The sequence below is a fragment of the Pectobacterium parvum genome (assembly GCF_020971565.1).
GTDB lineage: Bacteria > Pseudomonadota > Gammaproteobacteria > Enterobacterales > Enterobacteriaceae > Pectobacterium > Pectobacterium polare.
In genome coordinates this window covers 3,145,656-3,167,245 of the sequence record NZ_CP087392.1, presented here as the reverse complement: position 1 = coordinate 3,167,245, position 21,590 = coordinate 3,145,656, and the positions used below count along the sequence as shown (strand labels likewise).

The 21,590-nt window shown below is 54.7% G+C and carries 17 protein-coding genes; 7 read left to right on the top strand and 10 right to left on the bottom strand.

Features of this window, described 5'->3' with window-relative positions; all coding sequences use genetic code 11:
* Window position 1: 1 nt before the first annotated feature.
* From LOZ86_RS14250 to LOZ86_RS14235, 4 genes are read left to right on the top strand one after another with little or no spacing between them, the layout of a single operon-like run.
* On the top strand, window positions 2-1,291 hold the full coding sequence (locus LOZ86_RS14250) for an ABC transporter permease (protein ID WP_230242178.1): 1,290 nt from the start codon (window positions 2-4) through the stop codon (window positions 1,289-1,291).
* A complete protein-coding gene (locus LOZ86_RS14245) occupies window positions 1,281-2,420 on the top strand; it encodes an ABC transporter permease (protein WP_039484292.1) in 1,140 nt (379 codons plus the stop codon). Before LOZ86_RS14250 ends, LOZ86_RS14245 begins: the two co-directional genes overlap by 11 nt.
* Before the next feature lie 4 nt (window positions 2,421-2,424).
* On the top strand, window positions 2,425-3,141 hold the full coding sequence (locus LOZ86_RS14240; protein ID WP_039484295.1) for an ABC transporter ATP-binding protein: 717 nt from the start codon (window positions 2,425-2,427) through the stop codon (window positions 3,139-3,141).
* A complete protein-coding gene (locus tag LOZ86_RS14235) occupies window positions 3,128-3,625 on the top strand; it encodes a TlpA family protein disulfide reductase (RefSeq protein ID WP_230242177.1) in 498 nt (165 codons plus the stop codon). Before LOZ86_RS14240 ends, LOZ86_RS14235 begins: the two co-directional genes overlap by 14 nt.
* A gap of 38 nt (window positions 3,626-3,663) precedes the next feature.
* On the opposite strand, the gene LOZ86_RS14230 is transcribed toward LOZ86_RS14235, so the two are convergent.
* Both LOZ86_RS14230 and LOZ86_RS14225 read right to left on the bottom strand, forming a co-directional pair.
* A complete protein-coding gene (locus LOZ86_RS14230) occupies window positions 3,664-4,659 on the bottom strand; it encodes a DMT family transporter (protein ID WP_039484300.1) in 996 nt (331 codons plus the stop codon).
* A 390-nt stretch (window positions 4,660-5,049) separates the two neighbouring features.
* Complete coding sequence (locus LOZ86_RS14225) at window positions 5,050-5,883, bottom strand: AraC family transcriptional regulator (RefSeq protein ID WP_039484497.1); 834 nt, start codon at window positions 5,881-5,883, stop codon at window positions 5,050-5,052.
* Window positions 5,884-6,587: 704 nt separating this feature from the next.
* On the opposite strand from LOZ86_RS14225, the gene cbl reads away from it, so the two are divergent.
* Window positions 6,588-7,541, top strand: coding sequence for an HTH-type transcriptional regulator Cbl (cbl, locus tag LOZ86_RS14220; RefSeq protein ID WP_039512441.1), 954 nt, complete (start codon window positions 6,588-6,590; stop codon window positions 7,539-7,541).
* Here cbl and LOZ86_RS14215 read toward each other — a convergent pair.
* The gene (locus tag LOZ86_RS14215) at window positions 7,529-7,669 is read right to left on the bottom strand and encodes a hypothetical protein (RefSeq protein ID WP_156890149.1); all 141 of its coding nucleotides are present in this window, start codon (window positions 7,667-7,669) and stop codon (window positions 7,529-7,531) included. The genes cbl and LOZ86_RS14215 overlap by 13 nt on opposite strands.
* A 367-nt stretch (window positions 7,670-8,036) precedes the next feature.
* On the opposite strand from LOZ86_RS14215, the gene gltP reads away from it, so the two are divergent.
* Window positions 8,037-9,353: a glutamate/aspartate:proton symporter GltP gene (gene gltP, locus LOZ86_RS14210; RefSeq protein WP_039484304.1), complete on the top strand. Its 1,317-nt coding sequence runs from the start codon at window positions 8,037-8,039 to the stop codon at window positions 9,351-9,353.
* A gap of 80 nt (window positions 9,354-9,433) precedes the next feature.
* On the opposite strand, the gene LOZ86_RS14205 is transcribed toward gltP, so the two are convergent.
* The 5 genes from LOZ86_RS14205 to LOZ86_RS14185 all read right to left on the bottom strand — a co-directional run bounded on the left by LOZ86_RS14205 (window position 9,434) and on the right by LOZ86_RS14185 (window position 17,739).
* A complete protein-coding gene (locus tag LOZ86_RS14205) occupies window positions 9,434-10,537 on the bottom strand; it encodes an iron-containing alcohol dehydrogenase family protein (protein ID WP_165708258.1) in 1,104 nt (367 codons plus the stop codon).
* A gap of 231 nt (window positions 10,538-10,768) precedes the next feature.
* Entirely contained in the window at window positions 10,769-12,109 is a 1,341-nt protein-coding gene (locus LOZ86_RS14200; RefSeq protein WP_039484309.1) for an anaerobic C4-dicarboxylate transporter, read from the bottom strand.
* 989 nt (window positions 12,110-13,098) lie between these two features.
* On the bottom strand, window positions 13,099-14,454 hold the full coding sequence (locus LOZ86_RS14195) for a TolC family outer membrane protein (protein ID WP_039512443.1): 1,356 nt from the start codon (window positions 14,452-14,454) through the stop codon (window positions 13,099-13,101).
* 2 nt (window positions 14,455-14,456) lie between these two features.
* Entirely contained in the window at window positions 14,457-15,815 is a 1,359-nt protein-coding gene (locus tag LOZ86_RS14190) for an HlyD family type I secretion periplasmic adaptor subunit (RefSeq protein WP_039484315.1), read from the bottom strand.
* 64 nt (window positions 15,816-15,879) lie between these two features.
* Entirely contained in the window at window positions 15,880-17,739 is a 1,860-nt protein-coding gene (locus LOZ86_RS14185; protein WP_039484318.1) for a type I secretion system permease/ATPase, read from the bottom strand.
* On the opposite strand from LOZ86_RS14185, the gene LOZ86_RS14180 reads away from it, so the two are divergent.
* Window positions 17,738-17,989: a hypothetical protein gene (locus tag LOZ86_RS14180; protein WP_039484321.1), complete on the top strand. Its 252-nt coding sequence runs from the start codon at window positions 17,738-17,740 to the stop codon at window positions 17,987-17,989. The two genes, LOZ86_RS14185 and LOZ86_RS14180, sit on opposite strands and share 2 nt — an antisense overlap.
* An 8-nt stretch (window positions 17,990-17,997) precedes the next feature.
* Here the strand turns inward: LOZ86_RS14180 and LOZ86_RS14175 are convergent, their stop codons facing one another.
* Both LOZ86_RS14175 and LOZ86_RS14170 read right to left on the bottom strand, forming a co-directional pair.
* Window positions 17,998-18,615 carry a heme acquisition protein HasA gene (locus tag LOZ86_RS14175; RefSeq protein ID WP_039484324.1) on the bottom strand — a complete coding sequence of 206 codons (618 nt, stop codon included), beginning with the start codon at window positions 18,613-18,615 and terminating at the stop codon, window positions 17,998-18,000.
* Between the two features lie 117 nt (window positions 18,616-18,732).
* Window positions 18,733-21,411 carry a TonB-dependent receptor gene (locus LOZ86_RS14170; RefSeq protein ID WP_111778650.1) on the bottom strand — a complete coding sequence of 893 codons (2,679 nt, stop codon included), beginning with the start codon at window positions 21,409-21,411 and terminating at the stop codon, window positions 18,733-18,735.
* Window positions 21,412-21,590 lie beyond the last annotated feature (179 nt).

Below are 21,590 nucleotides of genomic sequence, written 5' to 3'. Positions count from 1 at the left end.
CATGCTGTGGCGACTGTTACGTCAGTCCTGGCGCAGAAATATTCGGCGTAAATCGCTGGCGGTGCTGACCGTGTTTTTGGCGGCGGGGTTGATCTCTGCGCTGCTGGCGGTGTCCATCGACATCGGCGACAAAATGGCGCGTGAGCTGAAGTCCTACGGCGCGAATATTTTGATTGAGCCAGCAGGGCAAGCGGCGCTACCCGCGCTGTTTGGCGAACGCAGTAATCCGCTGGAAGGACAGGATTTCCTCGATGAGGCCGAGCTGCCGAACATTAAAGATATCTTCTGGCGCAATAACATTGTCGGTTTTGCGCCGCTGCTGAGCGGCGATGTCGAGATCAAGGGTCAGCCAGTTGCCGTGCTGGGCTCCTTCTTTTCTCAGCCTGTTGCGGTGCCGGATGAAGAAGACTATCGCTCGGGACAAATGACCGTTAGCCCCTACTGGCAGGTGGCGGGGCAGTGGCCGCAGGAACCGGTGACGACGGAAAATGTGGCGCAGACGCTGGTAGGAAAACAGCTGGCGGTGCAAACGGGCTGGAAAGTCGGGGATAAACTCGCCTTGCACGGCGCAAAAGGAGACGCAACGGTAGAGGTGAGCGGCATTCTGAGCAGCGGCGGTGATGAAGAAAGCCGTCTGGTGATGCCGCTGGCAACGGTGCAATCGCTGCTGGGGCTGGCTGGTAAAATTCAGGCCATCCGCGTGTCAGCGCTGACCGTGCCGGAAAACGAATTGTCGCGGCGGGCGCGGGAAAATCTGGAAGCGCTGAATGCCGAAGAGTATGACCTCTGGTACTGCACCGCGTATGTCTCTTCGATTGCGCACCAGTTGGAAGAAGCGATTTCTGGCTCGGTGGTCCGTCCTATCTGGCAGGTCGCCGCGTCGGAAGGCGTGGTGATCGACAAGATCCAACTGCTTCTGGCGGTGGTGACCTTCGCCGCGCTGGTGGCGGCAGCGAGGGGGATCGCCTCGCTGATGACCAGCACCATTATGGAACGGGCCAAAGAGATCGGGCTGATGAAAGCGCTAGGGGCCCGTCAGTGGCAGATCATGCTGCTGTTTTATCTCGAAGCGGCGCTGAGCGGTTTGATCGGCGGTATTGCGGGCTGTGTTGCAGGTTGGGGGTTGGCGAAAGCCATCGGCCTGATGTTGTTCGGCGTACCGCTAAGTTTCGCGTGGATTGTTATCCCTTGTGTGCTAGTGATCTCGATGCTGATCGCCATCATCGGAACATGGTTCCCGGCGCGCCGGATTGCCAAACTGTATCCGGTAGAGGTGCTGTATGGGCGCTAATGGCTGGATGAACAGTATGTTCTGGCGTCTGGTGTTCCGCGCACTGCGGTTGCGTATGCAGCGCGTTAGCGTGGTGTTCGCGGCGCTGACGGTGGGAGCGGCGATTGTGACGGCGATGTCCGCTGTCTACTTCGATATCAACGCCAAGATGAGCCAGGAACTGCGCACCTTCGGCGCGAATTTTTATATCGGTCCGGCGCGGGGCAATACGATCCCACAGAGCACGTTTCAACCGATTATCGACAACGCACCGGCTGGATTAATCAATGCGTCCAGCCCTTATCTGTACGGCATGGCGCGGACGGAGCTGGAAAAAGTGGTGCTGATGGGCGTGTGGTTCGAATCGCTGCGACAGCTGGCACCGTACTGGCAGGTCACGGGTAACTGGATTGGCGTCAGTTTTGATGACCGTAATGCCATGATCGGGGTGAAGCTGGCGGAGCGGCTGAACGTCAAAGTCGGCGACAGTATCACACTGGTAGGCGACGGCGGGAAGCAGCGGTTGCAGATCAAAGGCATCGTAGAATCCGGCGATGCGACGGACAACATGCTGATCGTGAATCTGGATCTAGCGCAAAAGTGGCTGGATAAAGAAGGCGCGATCAGTAATGCCCTGCTGAGCGTCAGCAACGATCTGGGGCAGGTCGATCGCTTTGCGGCACAGCTCCAGCAGCAGTATCCGCAGTTGGCGATCCGCCCGATCCTGAAGGTGTCGGCATCGGAGGGTCAGGTGCTGAATAAAATCAAAGGGCTGATGGGGCTGGTATCGGCGGTGATCCTCGTGCTGTCTTCCCTGTGTGTGAACACGACGCTGATGGCGATTGTCGGCGAACGCGCCCGCGAATTTGCGCTACAGAAAGCGCTGGGTGCGAGCGGACGAGACATCATTCGGCAGATGCTGGCGGAAACCGGCATCATCGCGCTGGCGGCCGTGTTATGCGGTTCGCTATTGGGCTATCTGCTGGCTCAGGTGCTGGGGATAGCCGTATTCAACGCGACGATCTCGCTGCGGTTACCGGTGTTCCCGCTCACGCTGGTGCTATCGTTATTGGTTGCTGCCGTTGCGGCGGTGGTTCCCACTCGGCGGGCGATCTACGTCGAACCAGCCAAAGTCTTGAAAGGAGAGTAGCTCGATGTCTGTAGAGGTGAACGCGCAGGAAGGGGCGCAGGCAGCGGAGGCGGTGATTGAAACTCGCCAGCTCTATAAACGCTTTGGTCAGGTTACCGCGCTGGAGAACATCAATATCCGCATCGCGCGCGGCGAGTTTGTCGCCATCATGGGCGCGTCCGGTTCGGGTAAAACCACGCTGATGAATATTCTCACCTGTCTGGATACGGTGAGTGAAGGGCAGGTATTGCTGGACGGCGTCGATGCCGCTGGGCTGGATGAAGAAGGGCGACGCCAGTTCCGGGCCGATAAGATTGGGCTGGTATTTCAGCAGTTCCACCTGATTCCGTTTTTGACCGCGCTGGAAAACGTGATGCTGGCGCAGCACTACCATAGCGTGGTGGATGAAGCGGCGGCGCAGCGTGTGCTGGAACAGGTCGGGCTGGCGCATCGCGTCGATCACTTACCGAGCCAGCTTTCCGGCGGTGAGCAGCAGCGCGTGTGTATCGCTCGTGCGCTAGTGAATGAGCCTCCGGTGATTTTCGCCGATGAACCGACGGGGAATCTGGATGAAGAGAATGAACGGCGGGTGCTGGATCTGCTGAAAGATCTGCATCGGCAGGGGCGCACCATTGTGATGGTGACGCACAATCCTGAGTTAGGTCGGTTTGCTGACCGCATTATCCGCCTGCAACACGGCAAGTATTTCGGTGAAGAGGTGAATCATCATGAAATGGCGTAACGGGATTACTGCACTGTGCCTGCTGGGAGTAGTGGCGCTAAGCGGCTGTAAGGAAGAACAGGTTAGCGTCGGGGCGCAGGCACCGGCGCTGGCGGCCTATGATCTGGCGGGGCAGCAGGTGGATCTGTCGCGCTGGCAGGGGAAAAGCGTGTACCTGAATTTCTGGTCGTCTGGCTGTGGTGGCTGCAGGATGGAGATGGGCGCGCTGGAGAAACTGAGTCAGGAGTATGGCGATAAAGTGGTGGTGGTGGCGGTTAACACCGATCCTGACGGCGTAGATGTCACCTCAATGCTGGCGCACCACAAGGTGACCTATCCGGTGGTGCGCGATCAGTTAGGCATTACCAAAGAACGCTATCAGGTCAGCGGTACGCCGACTTCATTTATTATTGATGCGAATGGCAAGGTGATCGATCAGCATCAGGGCGCAAGGGATGAAGCGCAACTGACCGAGTTGTTCCAGAAGCTGGCAAGCCGGACATAAAGACCGGCTTATATTTCCACAGCCTGTCAGGTGTGCGTTTACTCTGTCCGTGAAACCGGCATCGGGACTTCTACCACCGTTGATTTTTTCACAACGACAGGTTCCGGTTTCACGCGCATGGCGTAAATCACCCCGACAATCAGACAGGTGATGCCACAGAGCGTCAACAGCGGCGGCCAGGATTGCCGGATGATGAAGGCGTAGGTCAGCCCCGCCAGCGTTTCAAACACAATCAACGGCCCTACCAGCACCGTCGGCAGACGCTGGCTGGCTTCGTTCCAGAACAGCGTACCGATCCACGAACAAAACAGCCCAATCGCCAGCATCAGCGGGATGAAAACCTCAGGCCGTGGGCCGAACGGCTGCGTAAAGGTGCTGTCCGTTAGCGCCAGATGGCCGCACACCAGCAGATAACCCAACAGCGCCAGCGGTAGCGTCACTAGCCCCTGCGCTGTGGCCCAGGTGGTCGGCGTATTGCCTTTGTGGTCGCGCAGCCAGCGGGCATTGCGCAGCGGATACCATGTCCAGCAAACCACGGCGAGAAACGCCATCGCAATACCGCTGGAATAACGCCATAAATCGAATTCGACGGTGGTTCCTCTCAGTTCCGCAATATTGACGCAAACCAACCCAGCCGCAATCAGCAGCAGCGAAGGCAACAACCGACGCCAGGCCACGCGGCCATCGTGTTTGCTGTACAACACATTGGCGGTAACGGAAATCACCACGGGCAGGGTGCCGATAATCATCGTCGAGATCGGTGCGCCCGTGCGCTGGATGGCGCTGGCGAGCAGAAAGTAGTACAGCAGATTACCGATGATGGTGAGTTTCGTGGCCTCCAGCCAGTCGCTGCGGGTCAGCTGGCGTAGACGACGGCGATCGAGCCATGCCAGCGGTAAGGCAATCAGGCCAAAAGCCAGATAGCGTCCGGTGGACTGCAAAGCCGCAGAGTAGTCCGGTACGATCAACGGCCCAACGAAAATCAGCCCCCACATCAATCCGGCGGCAAGCGCAAATAAAACCCCTATCAGCATGATAAACCCGTTTGTTCACAAGAGTGCATCGCGCCAGTCTAGGGAGAGTTGGTGTTAAATGATTGTAGGATATTGCTGTTTATTCCCGTCATACTTCAAGCTGCTTGTGCGTTGGCAATACTCGGCTCATTTCTGAGCCTCGCCCTGAAGGGCCGCCGCAAGCGGCGTTCAAATCGGCAAAGCCAATTTGTCCTTACTCACCACAGTCACTTACTTGTGTAAGCTCCTGGGGATTCGCGCGGTTGCTGCGTTACAAGGCCCATAAATGAGCCTTGCCCTAAAGGGTCAACGCATAGCGTTGTTCAAAACGCACACGTTTTGTCACGCAACTCGAATTATTTAGGGTATATCATCTGTGGGGTAACGGTGAAAGCATGCGTGCTGAAAGCGTTAGCGCTGAAGTGGATACACCTGTTTTTGGTAGCGAATGGGCGTGACGCCATAGCGTTGGGCGAAGGTGCGGGTCAGATGTGCCTGATCGGTCAGGCCGACAGCGACGGCGATATGTGCGGCTGCCATACCGCGCGTCAGCATCTGTTTAGCCTCATACAGCCGAATTGCCATCAGCATCTGGTGCGGCGTGACGTGAAACTGAGCTTTGAACTGGCGCAGGAAATGATATGGACTCAGGGAAACCAGCGCCGCCAGCTCTTTTAAGGTAATCGTGTGGGCGAAATTCTCGCGCAGATAGGCTTTCACCACATCAAAGCGGTGCAGCGGCTCAATCCTCTGGCGCTGGGCAATGTGCGCGTGAGGCCGGAAAAGCGCAATCAGCGACAGCAGCAGGCTTTCACTCGCCAAGGGATCGGTCGTCTGCCACAGCGCGGCCAACGTCATCGCCAGCTGGCGTGCGGTTGCAGGATCGTGGCGCACGACGTCGGTAAACCACCAGCCTTTCTCGCCGGAGACGTTCTCCAGCACATCGGGTGGGATGTAGATCATGCGATAGCGCCAGCCGTCTTCCGTCGCGGATTCCCCCGTATGTAGTTCATCTGGGTTCATCAACACTAACGAATCAACAGGCGCAATGTGCTTGGCTCCACGATAGCGGAATCGCTCCGCACCGTCGTCGATGGTGCCGATACCAAACGCCTCATGCGTGTGCGGCTCAAAGGCATAACGGCAGATATGCGCGTGGTAAAGCTCAATGCCGGGCAGCGTCGGCAAATGCCGGAACTGGGCATAGTCTCGTTCATCGGTAAAATGTTCCGGTACGCCCTGCATGCTGCCACCTTGTCGCTGATTCTGACCGCCATCATAGCAGTGATATACCCGTAATACTTCAAGTTGCATGTGCGTTGGCTACGCTACTCGGCACACTAGCGTGTGCCTCGCCCCGTTGGGGCCGCTGCAAGCAGCGTTCAAACCTGCCAAAGGCAGATTTGTCACTCACCCGAATCACTTACTTGTGTAAGCTCATCGGGATGAAATGAGAGACGTCCTGTCTCTCACCGAAGGCCAGCCGTTGGCTGGTCAAATTCGTTCCCGACGAATTTGTCCCTCTCTTGCCGCGTTATTCGGCCTTATGGCCTCACCCCTTCGGGGTCAGCGCAAGCGCTGTTCAAAAACGCCTTGCCGTTTTTGTCCTGAAACTTGAATTATTTGGGGTATAGCACATCAGCTTGAAGTCGTGTGTCCTATTTAGCTTGAGAAGAAATACGCGAAAAAGAGAATAAAAGCGCTGAGATAAATAGACCAGAAAGGCATAAATCATAGCAAAATGGTTGATTGATGGCGTGCACGTCACAAAAATGAGTTTATCTAAATTTTTGATTTTAATGTTTATGTCTATTCCTTGTTAGATAAGATAGCGCGACAGACATACCGTTAGTATAAAAAAATATAATCAACTCCATTTGCTTATTTGTTCTGGCTCTCATTACTTGCATCAATATTGCTATCTGTAATAAAGGACAAGGGAGTGAAAGGTGAACTTTCAGCAACTGAAGATTATTCGTGAATCAGCACGGTGCAATTACAACCTGACCGAGGTGGCGAATACGCTGTTTACCTCTCAATCCGGCGTGAGCCGCCACATCCGCGAGCTGGAAGAAGAGTTGGGGATTGAAATCTTCATCCGGCGCGGCAAACGCCTGTTAGGCATGACCGAACCGGGAAAAGAGCTGCTGGTGGTGGCAGAACGCATTCTGAATGACGCCAGCAATATCCGGCGGCTGGCGAATGTCTTCACCAATAACGACACCGGCCAGTTGGTGATCGCGACCACGCATACGCAGGCGCGTTACAGCCTGCCGCCGGTGATTAAAGCCTTCCGCTCTCTGTATCCGCAGGTGCGTCTGGTGCTGAATCAGGGCACGCCGGATGAAATCGTGACGATGCTCCATTCCGGTGAGGCCGATATCGGTATTGCCAGTGAGCAGTTGATTAACGATCCCTCGCTGGCGGCGTTCTCCTACTATCGCTGGCACCATTCGGTGATTGTGCCGGAGCACCATCCGCTGACGCAGGAACCAGTGATTACGCTGGAAATGCTTAATGCGGAGCCGTTGATTACCTATCGTCAGGGGATTACCGGCCGTTCGCGTCTGGATCGCGCGTTTCAGGCGGTGGGTATGTCGCCGGATATTACGCTGAGCGCGCAGGATTCGGATGTGATTAAAACCTATGTCGAGCTGGGGCTTGGGGTGGGGATTGTGGCCGACATGTCATTCGATCCGGTGCGAGACAAAGGGCTGGTACGGTTGAATGCCGAGCATTTGTTTGAAGCGAATACGGTCTGGCTGGGGTTAAAAAAGGGTCAGTTACAACGTAACTATGCCTGGAAATTTATTCAGCTGTGTAATACAGAACTGTCGCTGGATGACATTAAAGATAAGGTGTTCTCGGATAACGATGAAGCGGTGATTGATTACCAAATCTGACTGATAGTGCGGTTTCCTAACCCGATGCCCAGCCAGCATTTTTTCTGACTGGGCAGGTGTTTTCCTTTCGATTTTGTCGCGATTTTTTGTATCGCGATACCCGCCGTTTTCTGTGCTCGATTCAGCATAAATATGGTTTATCGTGCCGATAATCTGCTTGATCTGAGCGTGCTGCAATAGTAGCATTCCCGCCATAACAATAACTTATGTCTGAGTTTTTGTTAAGCGATACAAATACTTGTGCGTTTTTATTGAATAATTATGTTAATGATTTTGGTATCGCACTAGAACATTTACTCTAAATAATTCGAGTGGCAGGGCAAAACGTGTGCGTTTTGAATCGCGCACATGCAGCTTGAAGTATGACGGGGTAATCCATCAGACATCCTTCTCACTAGTCAGTCACCTCCACGTTGATTTTTTCGGTTCGCATTGCGCCGGAGTCGCGCTAGCGCCATGTTTGTGATGGCGGGGAGTTTAAAACGGAAAATGACGATGAAAACACAAAAAATCAGCCTTGCCTGGCAAATCCTTATCGCATTGGTTCTGGGTATTGCACTCGGTGCTGTGCTGCATGAACAGCAAGAAAGCCGCCAGTGGCTTATCAGCAATATTCTTAGCCCCGCGGGCGACATCTTTATCCGCCTGATTAAAATGATTGTTGTCCCGATTGTTATCGCCACGTTGATTGTCGGGATTGCGGGCGTAGGGGATGCCAAAAAGCTCGGGCGTATCGGCTTCAAAACCATCCTCTATTTTGAAATCATCACGACGGTAGCGATTATCCTTGGCATCACGCTGGCGAATGTCTTCCAGCCGGGTCACGGCATCGACATGTCGACGCTGACCGCCGTGGATATCTCGCAGTACCAAAAGACCACCGAGCAGGTGCAGAGCGGTTCGCACAGTCTGGTGGGGACGGTGCTGTCGCTGATTCCGCCGAATATCTTCGCCGCGATGGCACACGGTGAAATGCTGCCGATTATCTTCTTCTCGGTGTTGTTTGGTCTGGGGCTATCTTCGTTGCCGAAAGATCACCGCGAACCGCTGCTGAACGTCTTCCGCGGCGTGTCGGAAACCATGTTCAAGGTGACGCACATGATTATGCGTTACGCGCCTGTTGGGGTGTTTGCGCTGATTTCCGTCACGGTGGCCAACTTCGGTTTTGCGTCGCTGTGGCCGTTAGCCAAGCTGGTTATGCTGGTTTATGCCGCGATTTTCTTCTTCGCGCTGGTGGTGCTCGGTATCGTCGCACGGCTGTGTAAGCTGCGTATCACCATCTTGATCCGCATCCTCAAAGATGAGCTGATCCTCGCGTATTCCACTGCCAGTTCCGAAACCGTGCTGCCGCGCATCATCGAAAAAATGGAAGCCTATGGCGCGCCGAAGTCGATTACCAGCTTTGTGGTGCCGACCGGTTACTCCTTTAACCTCGACGGATCTACGCTGTACCAGAGTATTGCAGCAATCTTCATCGCGCAGCTGTACGGTATCGAACTGTCGATTGGGCAGGAAATTGTGCTGGTACTGACACTGATGCTGACGTCTAAAGGCATTGCCGGCGTACCCGGCGTGTCGTTTGTCGTACTGCTGGCGACGCTGGGCAGCGTCGGTATTCCGTTGGAAGGTCTGGCGTTTATTGCGGGCGTCGACCGTATCCTCGACATGGCGCGTACCGCGCTGAACGTGGTGGGGAATGCACTGGCGGTGCTGGTCATTGCCAAGTGGGAAAACCAGTTCGATGAGCAGAAAGCGCGGGCCTATGAGCGTGAGCTTAAAGGGATAAGTACGCAGCCTGCCCAGCAGGGATAATCCGGGCTATTTCAAATAGCCTATGCAACGGGCGCATCGAGTGATCGACGCGCCCGTTTCTTTTCTTGCTCTAATGCTGACTATGCCGCGTGGCTATCTATCACGCGGGTTTCTAATGTTTGCGTGCGCCACAGCGCCCGTTCAATACTCTCGGCATCCGTTGCAAAAGGAAGACGGGCGGCAATTTTCGGCGCGATTTTCACGTTCGGTGCAATGCTTTCAACCAGCTGTGGGCGTTCGCTCAGGCCTAGGGCGTTCAGCGTCATTGGGCTACCGTAGCGGCGCAGCTGGGCGAACAGCTCTTCGCGGTCGGCGTCGTTATCGTGTTCCAGAAACGCCTGCACGGCCAGCCCAAAGCCCACTTTCTCGCCGTGCAGCCAGTCATGCAGTTCCGGCTGGCGCGTCATGCCGTTATGAATAGCATGGGCGACGCCAATGCGTGGCACTTCATCTTTCATGCTGTTCGCCAGACCCGCTAAGGCGATAACGGCATCGATCACGCTGCGTAGGGCAGGCGTGACCAGACCTTGCTCATTATCCGCAATGGCCTGCTCACCATGCGTATTGAATGTCTCTACGGCCAGCCGTGCGGCCTGCGCTTTGAGTGCTAATGCCAGCCCGCTATCGCCGTGACGCAGATAGGGTTGAAATTCGTACCATTTTGCCAGTGCATCCACGATACCGGCTTTGAGATAGCGTGAAGGGCTGCGGGCGATGATCTCGCTGTCCACCAGTACCCACACCGGTAAACGTGTTAATGGGAATGGCCCATTGTGTGCACCGCTGTCGCTGTAAATCACGCTGCTCGGTGACCAGGCGGCGCAGGTGGCCGCAATGGTGGGGACGACAATGACGGGGATCTGCCCCAGAATGTCGCCGACGGCTTTGGCGACATCCAGCACGCGCCCGCCGCCAATGCCTAAAATCAGTTCCGCGTTGAAGGCGCGCGCCTGTGCGGTCAGCGCTTCTATCGCGGGTTTGGTGCAATCACCCGGTAAAAATTCGACCTGATACCGTAAGTCATATTCACGGAAGCTGTGTTCGACGGCATCCGACGTCGTTTTCCATGCCTGTGGGCTGGTAATAATCAATACGGTGTTGGCGTAGGGCGCTGCATATTCGCCGACAGAACGGATGACGCCATCACGATTTAGATAGGTTTGTGGCGCTTGTATTGCAATCATGTTTGCGATCTCTCATCTCTGTGGGAAAAGATAAATCAGTTGTAGCAGCGATGCTGAACGCCGCAAAAGAACAATTCTAGCTATTAATGGGCAGATTTCGCATAACCAGAATGGCGGCGAAATACGGTCTGGCGGGTTTATTTGGAAAAAAGCGGAGAGGGATTGGCTCGATCGGGTTTGTCAGTCACTTCGCCGCCCATTGCTGGACGGCTTTAGGTACAGAGAATCGAATTACAGGAAACCGTACATCGCGGCAAACACCCACCCAAAGACGCAGGATGTGCTCACACCGATCAGGCCCGGCAGAATGAAGCTGTGGTTGATAACGAAACGGCCGATTTTGGTGGTACCGGAACGGTCAAACTGGATAGCCGCCAGATCACTTGGGTAGGTCGGCAGAATGTAGTAACCATAACAGGCTGGCGCAGACGCTACGATATACGCCGGATCCACCCCGATTGCCAGCGCAACGGGGACAATGGCCGCCAGCGCCGCCGCCTGCGAGTTCACGAACTTGGACACAATCAGCAGGATAATGGCGTAAGCCCAAGGGTAGACTTTCACCAGTGAACCGAGTGTGCCTTTGATTTCTTCCAGATGCGCGCCAAACATGGTTTCCGCCATCCAGGCGATACCGTATACCGCGACGATGGCAATCATCCCCGAGCGGAACACTTCATTCTTCGAGATCGATGACGGATTGGTTTTGGTCGCAATAATGATGATGGCGCCAGACAGTAGCATAAACATCTGAATGACCAGCACCATCGACAGCGGCTTACCAGCAAAGACCGGACGCAGTTCTTCAACGGCACCCAGAATCGCTACCGCAGCGATGGTTGCCAGAAAGATCCACATGGCGACCCAGTTACTGCGCGGCAGTTTTCTGTCGAGCAGCGTGGCGGTATCGCCATACACATACTGTTTGTTTTCTGGGTCAGCGATGAATTTCTGAAAGTCTTCATCTTTGTCCAGATCCTTGCCGCGGAACCAGCTGAAAATCCCAATCGCCAGAATACCTAGCAGGGTAGAGGGAATAGTAATCGACAGCAGATCGAGGAAGCCCAGATGTTTACCCTGGAAGGTGAAATTAGCCAGCATGGCAACCAACGACACCACCGCAACAGACACCGGGCTGGCGATGATCCCCATCTGAGCGCCGATAGAACTGGCGGCCATTGGTCTTTCAGGACGGATATTATTCTTGATGGCGACATCATAAATAATCGGCAGAATGGTATACACCACGTGGCCAGTACCGCACAGGATAGTCAGAATACAGGTGACGAACGGCGCGATAATCGAAACGTATTTCGGATTACGCCGCAGCATACGCTCTGCGATCTGCAGCATCACATCCAGCCCGCCCGATGCCTGAAGCGTTGCCGATGCGGCCACCACGGCAATGATGACCAGCATGACGTCAACGGGAGGTTTACCCGGTTGTAGTTTAAAAATAAAGACCAGAATAACAAGTCCAATCCCGCCTAATAAACCCAGCGCGATCCCGCCTTTTCTTGCCCCGTAAAAAAGGCAGATCAAGACAATGACTAATTGAATGATGAAGTCCATAGTAGCCCCATTACATTGCTCAATATACCCGTCATACTTCAAGCTGCTTGTGCGTTATCTGCCTTTACTCACCTCAGTCACTTACCTGAGTAAGCTCCTGAGGATTCGCTCAGTTGCTGCCTTCACGCAACTCGAGTTATTTAGGGTAATAAGATGAACTGATTAGTTAGAATTAAAATAAGTGAGTTTTTACTGCGGGTACTATATGGACGGGTTGTTATTTATTTTCTTGATCTAAATCTATTAATTTTTACCTTTGCGCTATTTCCTGAAAATAAAAGATCTCGCTCGCAATAATTGCGCCCCTCTGATTTATTTAGTTATTTAAGTGTAATCTTAATTTATTAATGGTTGGGTTGAGCGCCAGTTGGTGTGTTTGTTAATGATTGGGTGGGGATTTTTAAAAGTGATTAAATTTTCGTTCTTATTTTGTTGTGTTCAATGTTGTTCTATTTTTTATTTTCGTTAATGATTGCCATAAAAAATCCTATCTTAATGTCACTTCAGATACCTCCAATGAGGTATTCTTGCTTATTGTGTTGTTTTTAAATGATTACTTTAAAAATGATAAAATGAATCCCTTTTTAATTACTAAGTCAACATCAGGCCACCATTGAATTGTCGAGAAATAAAAAGGGCTGTCGTGAAACCGCTATACCCTAAATAATTCGAGTTGCAGGAAGGCGGCAAGAGAGAGAATCCCGATGAGCTTACTTAGGTAAGTGATTCGGGTGAGTGAACGTAGCCAACGTACATGCGGCTTGAAGTATGACGGGTATATTCACATCAGGAATATAGCTGACGGATTTTCTGCTATTTTTACATTGAATGCGAAGAGGGAGACTCTTTATAGTGTGATTGGTTATTAATATTATTTTTTTATAAATATTTTAGAATATCTGGATGCGGCTTATTTTCCTTCCTAAGCTGAACGTGGCCGAATACCGGCCACGGCGTAATATTCTCTATCGTTTTCCGAACTTATGCCGCTAAGTATGTACGAAATAGGTCGCTAACTGACGCAGCGTCTGCTCGTCCAGTGTACCGGCGTAGTAACGCAGCTGTAGCCAGGCCGTCAGCCAAGTATAACGCGCTTCGGTCAGATCGCGTCGTGCGCCATAGAGCTGCTGTTCGGCATTCAGCACGTCAAGGTTCACGCGTTCTCCGCCCTGAACGCTCTTCTGTGTAGCGGTGACCAGCGCCAGCGCCGACTTTTCCGTCAACTCATAGGCACGGATTTTCGCCTGACTGCTGGTGACCAGATTAAACTGACGACGCAGTTCCGTCTGGATTGTCGCCGTCTGTTCGTCCTTTTCTCGCGCGGTTTGCTGATAGCGCTCTTTTGCCTGACGCGTCGCGGCAGAGACGCCGCCGCCAGCAAAAATCGGTACGCTGACGCGGATACCAATCGACCGCGTATCGTATTTCTGGTTGTAGCTGTTTTCGGTATCTGACTGCGTGTTACGCGTGCTGGCAACCAGCGTGACCTGCGGCAGGTCACCCGCCCGATTACGCTCAATGCCGTATTTCGCCACGGCCAGCGATTGATTTAGTGCCAGTAGCTGGGCGTTGTGGCGCAGCGCCAGCGATTGCCAGTGTTGATAGCCCGCCGGCTGAAGCGGCTTTGGCGTGAAGCGTGGTGTTAGCGCCGCAAGCTGATCCACACCAACAGGCATCCCCAACAGCGTTTCCAGTTCACGCAGGCTGATATCCAGATTGTCCTGCGCTTCGATGAGCTGCGCCTCCGTCAGGTTAACGCGTGCTTCGGTTTCCAGCATATCGGTGCGGGTGCCTTCTCCCTGCTGGAAGAGGCGTTGATTCAACTGATATTGCTCGCGATAAGCGCGCTGCTGTGCCTGAACCAGCGCAATCTGCTCGCGGCTAAACAGCACGTTAGTGTAGGCCTGAAACAGACGTACCAATAGCTGCTGGCTGGCATCGCGCAGCTGTTCGTCGGCCAGCACGGCGCTGGCTTCGCCCTGTTGATAGCGCGACCATGCTGCGTAGTCGATCAGCGGCTGTTGCAGGGAAAAACTGGAAGCGCGGCTGGTGTAATCCCGCTCCGACTGTTGTCCACCCGCCGTCACCGTAGAGTCGTTACGGAACTGGCTGTAGTCATAGGTGACTTTTGGCAGCAGCCCAGCGCGGCCGATGTTCTTCTCTTCGCTGTCGGCATTGCGCGCGTGCACGGCGGCCTGAAAGGCTGGATCGTGTGTTAGCGCCTGCTGCCAGGCTTCCATTAATCCCAATGCCTGACTCGGTGCGCTGTAGATCAGCGAGAGAAAAAACGGGACGGCATAGCTGGAGCGGATCGCCGCGCGATAAACGGATGAAAGGCGCAGCATGATTACTCCTCGGTCAGCGCCAGATGCAGGCGGTCGGAAAGCGGTTTGAACAGGTAGTTGAGCAGGGAGCGCTCTCCGGTACGAATAAAGGCTTGCACCGGCATGCCGGGACGCACGTCCAGCCCAGCGAGCTGCTGTTTACCTTGTTCATCAACGTGAATACGCAGTGCGTAATAGGGTTTTCCGGTCTGCTGCTCGACGAGCTGGTCGGCACCGATCAGCGCAACAACGCCGGAAATACGAGGGGTCGTGCTTTGATTAAAGGCAGAAAACAGCAGTTCGACCGGTAGTCCGTTGCTGACTCTGTCCACCAGTTCGATAGGCAACTGCGCGTCAATCAATAGCGGTTGTCCCTCGGGTACAATCTCCATCAACATTTGCCCGCTATTCACTACGCCGCCTTCGGTGTGCAGCGCCAGCCCAACCACCGTACCGCTGGCGGGAGCGCGAATGTGCGTGTGTTGAAGCTCATACTCTGCTGTTTTCAGCCTCTGGATAAGATCCTGAATGGCGCGTTGGGTATCGGCGAGCTGGGCGCGCACCTCTTTCTGGTATTCATTCTGGCGCTGCTGGATTTTTTGCTCCAACTCGACGACCTGCTGCTGGAGCTGTACCTGATTATTCCGTTCCTGCGCTATCGCGCCAGCCAATTGCGCAGCTTGCCGCTCGACATCTAGCAGGCGATTGCGGGCGATATAACCTTCCTGTGCCAACGGACGTAATCCTCGTAACTGCTCGCTGATGATCTGGAATTGTGTTTGGCTGCTGGCAAGCAGCGCCTGCGAACCCTGTGATTGGGCTTTTGCCCCGATGATGGCGGCCTGCATCGCGGTGCGTTCCTGTTGCAGTGCTGCGCGACGGCTAATGAAAAGCTGCTGCTGGGCGATCTGGATTTGTTGTATGACGGTGCTGTGTTGTTCAGTGGAGGCAGGGAAGGCGATGGAACTGAGATCGTCGCGCTCCGCTAGCAGACGTGCTTCGCCCGCATGCGCCTCCTGAAGCTGGGTGACGAGATTATCGCGCTGTGCCTGAGCGGGCGTTTGGTCCAGTGTGGCAAGGATTTGCCCAGCCAGCACAGGGTCGCCATCCCGTACGCTGAGCGAGGCGATGCGTCCGCTACTGACGGGTTGCACCGCTTTGCGGTTATCCGCGACGATGACTCGACCGGATACGGCGACCCCTTTATTTAACGGTGCCAATCCTGCCCACAGCAGCAGGCCACCAAAGCCTGCCAGAACCAGCCAGAGGCCGTACTTCAAATAGCGTCCGGAGTCGGTGTGTAACGGCATCGCCGCGACGTTATCTGCCACCTGAGGGAGAATGGGCGTTGGCTGTGATGTGACTTCGCGTAACGCGGACATGGTTATCCTCTTCTTTCCATGATGCTGTTCTGACGGTCGGCATGCGTTATCAATGCGCTGATCCTCATTTATCTGGTGCGGCTCGGCGTGGCGTCGGTGCGCTGTACACCATGCTCAGCCCAGATGAACCGGGTTCTTTTGGGGTAAAGGCATTGGCGGTGTCGGCTGTTTTAATCGGTGCGGGTTTGGCGCTGGCGGGTTTTGCCATCGGTTTGGTAATTGAGGGATTGGCAGGCTTGGCGCGCTGCAACTCCTTCAACACCTGCTCGGTTGCGCCGAAATACTGGATCTGTCCGGCGCGTAGGACTAACAGCTTATTGGCGCAGGACAACAGGGCGGGTTTATGCGTGATCAGCACCTGCGTGCTTTGGGCTTCCTGCTGCGCGGCAATCGCGGCCAATAAGGCTTTCTCGCCGTCGTCATCCAGACTGGCATTCGGTTCATCCATCACAATCAGGCGCGGCTGGTTGTAAATGGCTCTGGTAAGGGCGACGCGTTGTTTCTGACCGCCGGACAGCCCGGCACCGCCTTCGCCCAGTGGCGTATCGTAGCCCTGCGGCAGCCGCAGAATCATTTCGTGAACGCCTGCCGTGATGGCGGCGGCAACGATCTTTTCTGCATCTGGCTGAGTGAAACGAGCGATATTTTCGGCAATCGTCCCGCTGAAAAGCTGGACGTCCTGCGGCAGATAGCCGACGAAGCGACCTAAATCGCTTTTGTCCCACTGGTGCATGTCTGCGCCGTCCAGCCTGACTTTGCCACCAAGAGCGGGTATGGCGGCAACCAGCAGGCGGGCGAGGGTAGATTTACCGGAACCCGACGGGCCTAAAACGCCGAGCACATCGCCGGGAGCCAGTTCAAACGTGATATTCGCGAGTATGGGCGTGCGCGTGTTGGGCGCGTTAGCGCTGAGCTGTTCCACCTGAAGTTTACCCTCGGGGGCGGGCAACGCCATGCCAGCAGGGCGCGCCGGATGGTTGTCGAGCAAGATATTGACACGCTGCCAGGCGAGACGCGCCTGCATCCACTGTTTCCAGACGCCAATGATCTGATCGATTGGGCTGAGTACGCGACCCACTAGAATGGAGCCCGCAATCATCATGCCGGGCGTGATATCGCCCTTGACGGCCAGCAATGCGCCCAGCCCCAGCATCAGCGACTGAAGCGCCAATCGGGTACTTTTCGTCAGCGAGGTAATGTTGGCGCTTTTTTCGCTGGCAACGTTCTGATAATAGAGAAACGCGTTATGCTGCGTCAGCCAGCGTTCACGCATGGCGGGCAGCATCCCCATCGCTTCAATGGCATCAGCGTTACGCAGGTTGGCGTTAGCCTGCTGCGTTGCCTGAACGGTGTTTTGTGCGGCTAAGGCCAAGGGCTCGCGTGTGAGTTTTTGATTCAGCCAGGCCAGCACAATCAGTATGACAGCCCCCGCCAGCGCCATCACGCCCAGCCAGGGATGAAGTAAGAAGATCACCAGCAGATAAACCGGAAACCACGGCGCATCAAAGAAGGCGAACAGCGCGTTTCCGGTGGCGAACTGGCGCAAGGCGGTCAGATCGTTTAAGGCTTGCCCGGCTCCTGCCGTGCCGTTCTTGAGATTGCTTTCAAACGCCGCATTGTAGATACGCTGATTCAGTCGCATATCCATTTGCGTACCGAGGCGGATCACCACGGCGCTGCGTATCCATTCCAGTAATCCCATCAATAAAAACAGGCCCAGCATAATGATCGTCAGCATCGCCAGCGTCATGGTGCTACTGGAAGGCAATACGCGGTCATAGACTTGAAGCATATAAATCGCCGGTGCCAGCATCAGCAGGTTAATAACCGCGCTGAACAGGCCAATTCCCCAGAATCCCTGACGATAGGCGGCCAGCGCGTCAATAATCTCGCGGCCTGATGAAGCCGGATGGGATGCGGGCATGGGATGTTCCTTCTTCTATAAAGTCGCCATCGTTCTCACCGTGGTGTCCCACAAGGTGGAAGAGGGGAAAGCGGTTAGCCGTACCGCTATTGACGCGGTTTGCCAACGGTTATTACACTCAGTAGACCGTCGCGGTGCCGTACCCACATACTTCATGCTGCATCCCTGCAACGCGAATTATGTAGGGTATAAATACTCTCTCCGTACCGCGACGGTGTTCACTCAAACGGCTAAAAGCGTCATCTTTTAGCCGTTTTCTTATGCCGCCAACAGATCGGCGGTTTCGGCGACGCCAACGACGTCAACCACGGTATCGGTAGAAAGCGCAGCATCGGCGGTCGCTGTGGCGAAGTTCAGGCTGTCCAGGCTCGCGTTAATATCGATACCCGCATTGCTCAGCGCAGTCAGCAGCGGCTGAACCTGACCGCCCATCAGACCGTAAATCACGTCATGCACCACGCCGCGATCGCTAACGGTCTGGTTGGCAATGTCCGTGGAGAGGTCCAGTCCGCTGAAGGTCACTTCCGGCTCAACGAGAGAATACGTGGTGCCCGCAGTGGTGCCGCCTTGCAGGACATTGCCGAAGGACAGGGTGTCCAGATCGCCGTACAGCGTGTGGGCCGGCGGGGTGAAGAGGCTATAGGTCAGATCGCCGCCTGCAATAAGTGCAGAAAAGTCGTTCTGCGTACTCGTGATCGCATATTGAGTACCGTCTATAAAGGTGTCGCCGCCGTAAAAGCCCCCGGTATTATTGCCACCGACTTGTGTATTACCCGCGGTATGATTAACGTCGCCAAATGCTGCAGACCATTCAGTCAGGTAGCTGGCAATGCTGTAATTGGCATAGTAGGCATCGTAGGTAATTGCAAAACTCATAATAGATTCCTCATTAACTAACGATCGACAGGCACGGTCATTCGTGTCTGTCGTAAAAGAGGATGAGCCATCCCATCCCCTTTGTTTTCCTGCCTCCCGCGCAGGGAAGCAGAGAAATTAGAATCGGTACTCCACGCCAGCCTGCACCGTTCTTCCCCGGCTTGGCGTGTAACCCAGTGATTCGCCATAGCTCACGATGTAAGTACGGTTAGCGATATTCTCGACGGAACCGCGCACCGTCAGGCTGTCAGTCAGACGATAGCTGGCGTACAGATCGTAAACTTCATACTTTGGCCAGTCGGCTAAATAGGCGGAGTTGGCCGGTGCGGCAGCATCCTGATAGCCGGGAGCAAAACGCATCGTGACGCCCATATCCAGCTTGCGATCGAAGATGCGCGTCCCGAGCGTGACGGAACCGCGGTCGCCCGGCAGGTAGGCGGCGTTGCTGAATAGCAGCGTTTTCTGGCAAGAGGCATCGCTGGCCGTGGTATCGACAGGTGTGGAGTAATAATTGCCTCGGGAACCGCCGACGGTGGTGACGCCACCCATCCAGGCCACCGGTGCACAGAAATCGTTATTGCCGATCATGTGAGTGTAGGTGGCATCGACATACAGAAAGCCTGCGTCGTAATTGAGCTGGTATTCCATGCCGCGGAAGCGGCTCTTCGCCAGATTGTTCTGGAACACGGAGTTGCTAAGGGAATAGCCGTTATAGCCCGGCTTATTACGTGCACCGTTCAGGCTGATGTAGTTGTTGATTCGGGTGTCGAAATAGGACACCTTGCTGACCAGCCTGTCGCCATCGACGAGCAGATCGGGCTGCTGAATATTGAACCCGACCTCCCAGGCGCGGGAACGCTCCGGCTTAAGATTGGGGTTCGGATAGAGATAATAGTTGCCCGCACTGTAGGTGCCGTTGGCAAAGGTTTCGCTGACGGACGGCGGACGCCACGACATGCCGTAGCTGGTGTACAGCTGTAGCCATTCGACGCCAGGGCGGACACCAGCAAACAGCGTGGGGGACAGCTTGCCGTGTTCGTCATCGATATTCCAATCCTGCGTGGTGGTCACGAACGACGGGCAGAGTGCGATCGACCGTGTAGTGCAGGGATTCGTAACGGTATAGGGGATTTCCCGATAGCTGATGCTGGTGGTGCCGCGTAACCGATAGCGATCGTACCGCAGGCCACCTTGCAGTGTTACCCACTCGTCATACGCGTAATTCAGATTCGCGAACAGGCTGGCCATTGCACGCGTCCCTTCTGGGGTCGCGTTACTGGCGGTGCTATTGGCGCTGTCCGTGGTGATCTTGTCGTAATAGAAGTCCAGCCCGTAGTCGGCTTTCAGATCGTGAGGGCCCTGCTGCCATAGCGTCGAGGTATTCTGCGCTTGTACCCCGTAGGTGCGTAACCGCGTGCTCTCGTGATACGCGCTGGTATTGGAAACAGCATAATTCTCGGTGTCGTTATTGGTATCGGCGTAATAAATCTTGGCCTTAAAATCCAGCCAGCGCTGGTTGTCCGGTTTCAGGCTATAATCCAGCGCGGTACTGCGTGCCATAATCTCGCTGTGCCCGCTGGCCTTCCAACCTAGTTCGGTATTGGACAGGTTAGACAACGTCCCGGCATTTTCAGAAGAGGTTTGCGTTTGCATATAGCTGAGCTGGAAGCGCTGATTAGCTGGCAGATTCCAGCCGATTTTCGCCAGCCGCGAGCGCATGGTGTAGGCCGCACTGGCCACTTTCTGATGCTTTAAGTTATTCGCCCACGCTTCGTAGTTACTTGAATTTCCAGGGATACGGATATTACCGAGATTGCCATCATTGCCCGGCCAGTAGTCGCCCAAATGACGCTCGCTGGCACCGACCAGAATGTCGCCAGTTTCGTTACCCAGTGCGAGCACGCCGCTGCCGATAAAATGCGTTCCGTTATCGCCCGTGCTGGCATGCAGTTTTCCGCCCAGCTCTTTACCCGGAGCCAGAAAATCTTGAGCGCTGACGGTGTTAAATGTAGCGACACCGCCCAATGTACCCGCGCTGCCCATCACGTTTGTCGCGCCTTTTTCAATCGTTGCGCCGGAGAGCAGCTCCGAATCGATATACATCTGTCCATTGCGCTGGCCGTAGCCAGTTTTTTGAAAATTCTGCCGCACGCCGTCGATGTTCATATTCACGCGACCGAAGTCCTGTATGCCGCGGATGTTGACCGACAGCGACGGGTCCTGCTGGCTGACGCTGGAGTAAACGCCAGCGGACTGCTCCAGCAGGTCAGCGGCGTGGCGGGAAGGGCGGTTATCCATCTGCTCGCGTGAAATAACGCTAATGGCGCGCGGCTGTTCGTAGATCCAGTCGCTGGGATTGGCGACGGTAAATGCGCGAACCGTCATCACGTCGTCTATTTTTGCTGTATCGACGTTGACTGAACGAAGGCGAAGGGTAATGACGCCATTGCTGCCGATCTGGAAATCAACTGGATTAGCACCGATCAGCCTGCGCAGCCCTTGTTCTGGCGTGAAGCGCCCTTGAAGCGCAACGGCCTGCATATTTTCCAGTTTAACGTCGGCAAAAAAGACCTGTAACCCCGCCTGTTCGGCGAAACGCAGCAACGCGCTGCTCAACGGCTGCGCGCCAATGGAAAAGGCGGAGCTTTGACGAGCCGCCTCCTGAACGCTGGCGGCCTGCGTTTCTGCTTGTGCATAGTGGAGCGAGCCAGACAACGACAGTGCGATGCCGACGGCAAGAGAAAGTGGATTACGTTGTAACAAGCGGCTGTCTTGCTGTTGTGTTCTTTTAAACATTTTTCGTCTGGTCTGCCATCGGTTAAATCATCAATAAGCATTAATAAACAAAGGGATAATCAGCCCTCTTTTTATTAATGAAAATGATAATAAAAATCATTACCTAAATATGAAGACGGCTGAGATGACAGAACCCGTAAAAAATATTTAAATTTTTTCTCCGGCGCGTTGCGGCCTTG